We start from the raw sequence: 6,656 nt of genomic DNA on the forward strand, positions 1-6,656 counted from the left end.
TGAAAAGCAGATGTTATCTATACAGCAAAAAGCGTTCATTCTTACTTTTATTTGATTAGGAGGAGTTTGATGTCTGATTTGCTAGATGTTACTATCGGGAAACTGCTTGAAAGGACAGCTGAACAATATGGTGATAATGAAGCGGTTGTGTACCATGAGCTAGGCCTGCGCCATTCCTATCGCGAATTTGAAAAGATTTGCCGAAAGGCTGCCAGGGCGTTCATGTCACTAGATATAAAAAAGGGCGAACATATCGCCATTTGGGCATCCAATAAACCGGAATGGCTTATATCCCAATTTTCGACCGCGAAAATGGGCGGAGTGCTGGTAACGGTCAATACTAATTACCGTACAAGTGAACTGGAATACCTGCTCAAGCAATCCGATTCGACGACGATCATCCTGATGGAACAATATAAGGATCATTCATATATAGATACGCTGTACGAAATCGTTCCTGAATTGAAAAATGCAGAACCAGGAAAATTACAATCTGAGAAACTGCCAAAATTGAAAAATATCATCGTTTTAGGTGAAAAGCGTTATCCCGGAACGTTTTCGTGGGATGAAGTCATTAGCGGGAGCGAATCCGTTTCGGAGGAATCGCTGGACATGAGGATGGAGGAATTGGCTCCCGGTGATGTGATTAATATGCAATATACATCAGGGACGACAGGATTTCCAAAAGGAGTGATGCTGACTCATTCCAACTTGGTCAATAACGGATTGAATGTCGCGGAATGCATGAAGCTTACCGAAGCTGACCGGCTTTGCATCCCGGTTCCGTTTTTTCATTGTTTCGGCTGTTCCCTTGGCACGATGGCCTCTGTTTCAGTAGGGGCAACAATGGTGCCAATCGTGGAATTTAACCCACGCGTTGTCCTTCAGACGGTTGAAGCTGAAAAATGTACGGGGCTTCATGGTGTTCCGACGATGTTCATTGCTGAACTTAATCTCGATGACTTTGACCAGTATGATTTAAGTTCGTTACGGACTGGTATCATGGCAGGCTCCACATGTCCGATCGAAGTCATGAAAAGCGTGGTGAATAAGATGGGCATCTCGGAAATTACGATTACTTATGGTCAAACGGAATCTTCTCCAGGAATTACGATGACAAGAACGGACGATCCGATCGAACTTCGTGTTTCTTCAGTTGGAAGGGCTTTGCCGAAAGTGGAAGTGAAAATTGTCGATCCAGCTACAGGGGAAGAAGTCCAGCGGGGCAAACAGGGTGAACTCTGTTCTAGGGGTTACCATGTAATGAAGGGATATTATAATAACCCGGAAGCCACTGAGCAGGCGATTGACCGGGAAGGCTGGCTTCATACGGGAGATTTGGCGGTGATGGATGAAAGGGGTTATTGCAAGATTACAGGCCGGCTGAAAGATATGATCATTCGCGGAGGGGAAAATATTTACCCCCGTGAGATTGAAGAATTCCTCTATCAACATCCTGCAATTGTCGATGTCCAGGTACTCGGCGTTCCTGATCAGAAGTACGGGGAAGAGGTAGCGGCATGGATCATTTTGAAAGCAGGAGAAACTCTTACGGAGAAAGAATTGATAGAGTATTGCAAAGGGAAAATATCTTTTCATAAAATTCCCCGTTACATTCAATTTACCGATGCTTATCCAATGACTGCATCCGGAAAAATCCAAAAGTATAAGCTTCGGCAACAAACTCTTGACCTACTATCGGAACGCACTAAATAAGGAGGATATCGAATGATTCGAAAAATTCTTATCGCAAACAGGGGAGAAATAGCATCACGCATTATTCGTACGTGCAGGAAGCTGGGGATACATACTGTCGCCGTCCATTCGGAAGCAGATTCGGATTCGCCATTTGTGGGATTGGCGGATGAGGCATATTTATTGGGTGGCCCGAGAGTACAGGAAAGCTATTTAAACGTCAATAAGATTTTGGAAATAGCTAAGGAAACCGGAGTGGATGCCATTCATCCTGGATATGGATTTCTTAGTGAAAATGCAGATTTCGCACGTTCATGCGAAGAAGCCGGCTTGATATTCATTGGTCCCAAACCTGAGATCATCCAGCAGATGGGCAATAAAGTCGAGGCGAGGAAAAAGATGGAGCAAGCGGGACTTCCATTGGTGCCTGGATTTTCACGTCCGTTAATTGATAGTGCAGAGGCGGCAGCCGTTGCCGAAAAAATTGGCTACCCAGTCATGTTAAAAGCAGCAGCAGGCGGCGGGGGAATCGGCATGCAGGCGGTTGCTAATGAAGATGAACTTACCAAAGCCTTCGAAGGGAATCAAAAACGTGCCCAATTGTTTTTTGGCAATGGAGATATGTTCATAGAAAAATTGATTGAGAAGCCTCGTCATATCGAAATTCAGGTATTGGCGGATTCCTTTGGGAATGCTGTTTACTTATGGGAAAGGGAATGCTCCGTTCAAAGGCGCCACCAGAAGGTCGTGGAAGAGGCTCCATCTTCTTTCCTTGACGAAGAAACAAGAAACAGGATGGGAATGGCTGCAGTGAAAGCAGTAAAATCCATCGGTTATAGCAATGCGGGCACCCTCGAATTTTTAGTTGATGCAGATAAAAACTTTTATTTCCTGGAAATGAATACACGCCTTCAGGTAGAGCATCCTGTCACCGAAGAAATTACGGGACTGGATTTGGTTGAACAGCAAATTAAAGTTGCCTCTGGCGACAAATTGGAATTCACGCAAAGTGAGATTAAACAGGATGGACACTCCATTGAAGTGCGCATATATGCTGAAGATCCGAAAACCTTTTATCCAGCACCGGGGAAAATCACAAGCATGGAACTTCCGGAAGGGGAAGGGATCCGTCATGAATTGGCTGTTCATGGAACTTCGGTCGTATCCCACTTTTATGATCCGATGATCGCCAAATTGGTGGTGAGCGGTGATTCAAGGGATAAAGCGATCGAGAGATTAAGAGAAGCGCTCGCAAGCTATAAAATTGAAGGAATTAAAACAAACCTTCCTTTGCTGATGGAAATCATTTCTCATGAAGCTTTTTCCCAAGGAGATACGACTACGGATTTCATTGCAAAATATATAAAAAAACTGACTGTATAAATAAAACATAATGATCAGGAGGAATGTAAGATGACAGAATTAAAGGCAAGCATGGCAGGAAGCGTTTGGAAAATCGTAGCGAACGAGGGGCAAAGTGTAACCGACGGACAGGATATCATTATCTTGGAATCTATGAAAATGGAAATCCCCATTGCAGCCGAGGAAGCTGGCACCATTAAAGAACTTAAAGTGAATGAGGGGGATTTCGTGAATGAGGGCGACGTTTTGGCCGTCATTGAATAAGGGGACGGAGGGGTAAGATGAAATGGCCTGAAAAAGTGACAATTAAGGAAGTTGGACCCCGTGACGGGCTGCAAAATGAAAAGGTCATGATACCTGCACAAAGCAAAATGGAGTGGATCGATCAGCTCTCTGATACAGGTTTATCTTATATAGAGGTGACTTCTTTCGTCCATCCAAAGTGGATTCCCCAATTGAGTGATGCTGCCCTGGTGGCTAAGGGAATTAAGCGCAATCCCGGTATCACTTATGCGGCCCTTGTACCCAATCAAAGGGGACTGGAGTCGGCTCTAGAAGCCAATATCGATGAAATTTCCGTGTTCATGTCATCCAGTGAAACGCATAATCTTAAAAATATCAATAAGTCGATTTCCGATACCTTTCCAATAATGAAGGATGTCATCGGGACAGCAGCTAACAGCGGGAAAACGGTTAGGGGCTATATTTCAACCGTTTTCGGCTGTCCTTATGAAGGAGAGGTTTCGACCGAACAGGTTTTCCGTGTTTGTGATCAACTTTTTGAATATGGAATCAATGAAGTCTCATTGGGTGATACCATTGGGGTCGCTTCTCCAAGACAGGTAGCACTGTTCCTGGAACAGGCTGTAAAAAGATATGATATAAGCCGGATTGCCCTCCATTTTCATGATACAAGGGGAATGGCACTCGCAAATGTTCTAGAATCACTTAATTATGGTGTGGACACTTTCGACTCTTCGCTCGGAGGTTTAGGAGGATGCCCGTATGCACCAGGTGCGAGCGGAAACGTGGCAACGGATGACCTAATTCATATGCTACATAAAATGGGAATTCACACGGGAATCAACCCAGAAAAACTAATGAAGGCTGCGGCCAAGATGCAGAGCTTTTTGGAAAAACCATTGCCAAGCCATCAGATGGCTGTTTATAACGCACAATAAGAGAAATTGAGGTGAAATTATGACTTCATTAGTTGAAATAAGTACTGAGGAAAAGGGAATTGCCCTCGTGACTTTGAATCGGCCGGATGCTGCTAATGCCTTATCCACAGAATTGCTTCATTGCTTGGTTGAAGGGCTCGAGGAATTGAAAAGTGATTCCAATTTACGAACAGTCATTATAACGGGGTCAGGTGAAAAGGCGTTTTGTGCAGGTGCGGACCTTAAGGAACGAGCAGGTATGAATGAGGATAAAGTCAGGGAGACAGTCAAGTTGATTGGAGATACGATTACGGCTGTAGAAAACCTTCCAGTTCCGGTCATCGCCGCGATTAACGGTTCGGCTTTTGGCGGAGGGCTGGAGTTGGCACTCGCTTGTGACATACGAATCGCATCGGAAACGGCGAAGGTGGGACTGACAGAAACATCGTTAGGCATCATCCCAGGCGCCGGCGGTACTCAGCGCCTGCCACGGATAGTTGGAATGCCGACAGCGAAAGAACTGATTTATACGGCAAGGAGATTGGATGCAAAAACGGCACATGCCTTGAAAATCATCAGTCATGTATATTCACCCCAGCATTTACTTGAGGAAGCGAAAAAATTGGCTAAGGAAATTGCGGTCAATGCCCCATTGGCACTAAGGGCTGCAAAAGCGGCAATCAATCAAGGGGCTGAGACTGACTTGAAAACAGGATTGCAAATTGAAAAAGACTGCTATCAGACAACTTTAAAAACCCGTGACCGACTGGAGGGTCTGTCAGCATTCAAGGAAAAGCGCAAACCGGTATTTAAGGGCCAATGATTTCAATTGAAGGAGGAACAGGGATGGTAACGACGGATATACTAACCGAAACGGTTGAGACGATTAAAAAAGGCGGTTTAGAAAAATATCATCAGAAAAACGCTGAAAAAGGAAAGCTTTTCGTACGTGAACGGCTTGAACTGCTTTTCGATGAAGGGGTTGAAATAGAGGACGCTTTCTTTGCTAATTGTGCCAGTGATGGCCTGCCTGCCGATGGTGTGGTTACAGGCATCGGGAAAATCAATGGTCAGAGGGTCTGTGTCATGGCCAATGATTCGACTGTAAAAGCTGGTTCCTGGGGAGCAAGGACCGTCGAGAAAATCATTCGCATTCAGGAAACAGCTGAGAAGTTACAGCTGCCCCTTCTTTATTTAGTCGATTCTGCCGGGGCACGAATTACAGATCAAGTAGAAATGTTTCCGGGACGCCGCGGAGCAGGACGCATCTTTTACAACCAAGTAAAGTTATCAGGAAAAGTCCCTCAAATTTGTCTATTGTTCGGTCCGTCTGCCGCCGGCGGGGCATATATCCCAGCTTTTTGTGATATCGTCGTAATGGTTGATGGCAATGCATCCATGTATTTAGGTTCACCGAGAATGGCTGAAATGGTCATTGGCGAAAAGGTGAGTGAAGAGGAAATGGGCGGGGCGAAAATGCATTGTTCCGTTTCAGGATGCGGGGATGTGCTTGTCAAGTCAGAAGAAGAATCGATCGCGTTCGCGCGCAGGTACTTAAGCTATTTTCCAGGAAATTATCAAGAAAGGCCTAAAAGCGTAAAACCTGAGCTGCCTGCGGATTTCGAAAAAACGTTGGAAGAACTGATTCCTAAAAATCAGAATGCAGCCTTCAATATGTATGACCTGATCGAAAGGATTATAGACAGGCAATCGTTTTGTGAAATCAAGAAGCTATTTGCCCCTGAATTAATCACTGGACTTGCAAGACTAAATGGACAAACGATAGGGATCATAGCCAATCAGCCGCGTGTCAAGGGCGGCGTCCTGTTCCATGATTCAGCTGATAAGGCAGCCAAGTTCATCAATTTATGTGATGCTTTCCATATACCGTTGTTGTTCCTGGTGGACATTCCAGGATTCATGATCGGGACTAAGGTCGAACGGGCAGGGATCATTCGCCATGGTGCAAAAATGATTTCGGCCATGAGTGAAGCCACGGTTCCCAAGATTTCTGTCATTGTCCGTAAGGCCTATGGTGCTGGACTATACGCGATGGCCGGTCCAGCTTTTGAACCGGACTGCGTTCTGGCCTTACCGACGGCATTGATAGCGGTCATGGGGGCAGAAGCTGCGGTCAATGCAGTCTATGCCAATAAAATCAATGCAATGGAACCAGAAGAGCGCCCTAAATTCATCGAACAGAAGCGCAATGAGTATAATGAAGACATTGATATCTACCGCTTAGCCTCCGAGATGATTGTTGATGGCATCATCCAGCCAAATGACCTGCGTGATGAATTGTGCGCCAGGTTTGAAGCATATAGCAGTAAGCAATTGACATTTACCGATCGTAAACATGGGGTCTTTCCCGTTTAAAGAAATCGATAAACAAGCCCGGTCATCATGACCGGGCTTGTTTTCATGTAATAAAAATAAATG

Annotated in this window: 6 protein-coding genes; all 6 read left to right on the forward strand. The window is 45.2% G+C overall.

Annotation, left to right across the window (positions count from 1 at the left end; genetic code table 11):
• The first annotated feature begins 78 nt into the window (after positions 1–78).
• From ACWF5P_RS18240 to ACWF5P_RS18265, 6 genes are read left to right on the forward strand one after another with little or no spacing between them, the layout of a single operon-like run.
• Positions 79–1,716: an AMP-binding protein gene (locus tag ACWF5P_RS18240; RefSeq protein ID WP_434169658.1), complete on the forward strand. Its 1,638-nt coding sequence runs from the start codon at positions 79–81 to the stop codon at positions 1,714–1,716.
• Positions 1,717–1,728: 12 nt separating this feature from the next.
• A complete protein-coding gene (locus tag ACWF5P_RS18245) occupies positions 1,729–3,078 on the forward strand; it encodes an acetyl-CoA carboxylase biotin carboxylase subunit (RefSeq protein ID WP_434169490.1) in 1,350 nt (449 codons plus the stop codon).
• Positions 3,079–3,108: 30 nt separating this feature from the next.
• Positions 3,109–3,321, forward strand: coding sequence for an acetyl-CoA carboxylase biotin carboxyl carrier protein subunit (locus tag ACWF5P_RS18250; protein ID WP_101221971.1), 213 nt, complete (start codon positions 3,109–3,111; stop codon positions 3,319–3,321).
• A 17-nt stretch (positions 3,322–3,338) separates the two neighbouring features.
• Positions 3,339–4,238 carry a hydroxymethylglutaryl-CoA lyase gene (locus ACWF5P_RS18255; RefSeq protein WP_434169491.1) on the forward strand — a complete coding sequence of 300 codons (900 nt, stop codon included), beginning with the start codon at positions 3,339–3,341 and terminating at the stop codon, positions 4,236–4,238.
• A gap of 19 nt (positions 4,239–4,257) precedes the next feature.
• Positions 4,258–5,040, forward strand: coding sequence for an enoyl-CoA hydratase (locus ACWF5P_RS18260; RefSeq protein WP_434169492.1), 783 nt, complete (start codon positions 4,258–4,260; stop codon positions 5,038–5,040).
• 23 nt (positions 5,041–5,063) lie between these two features.
• Positions 5,064–6,593: an acyl-CoA carboxylase subunit beta gene (locus ACWF5P_RS18265; RefSeq protein WP_452445139.1), complete on the forward strand. Its 1,530-nt coding sequence runs from the start codon at positions 5,064–5,066 to the stop codon at positions 6,591–6,593.
• Positions 6,594–6,656 lie beyond the last annotated feature (63 nt).

The organism is Peribacillus sp. NPDC055009 (genome assembly GCF_053608705.1).

Excerpts from the sequence above, each read along its gene's own strand:
- ACWF5P_RS18255 (WP_434169491.1), top strand. The coding sequence starts at position 3,339 with ATGAAATGGCCTGAAAAAGTGACAATTAAGGAAGTTGGACCCCGTGAC.
- ACWF5P_RS18265 (WP_452445139.1), top strand. The coding sequence starts at position 5,064 with ATGGTAACGACGGATATACTAACCGAAACGGTTGAGACGATTAAAAAA.
- ACWF5P_RS18250 (WP_101221971.1), top strand. The coding sequence starts at position 3,109 with ATGACAGAATTAAAGGCAAGCATGGCAGGAAGCGTTTGGAAAATCGTA.
- ACWF5P_RS18245 (WP_434169490.1), top strand. The coding sequence starts at position 1,729 with ATGATTCGAAAAATTCTTATCGCAAACAGGGGAGAAATAGCATCACGC.
- ACWF5P_RS18260 (WP_434169492.1), top strand. The coding sequence starts at position 4,258 with ATGACTTCATTAGTTGAAATAAGTACTGAGGAAAAGGGAATTGCCCTC.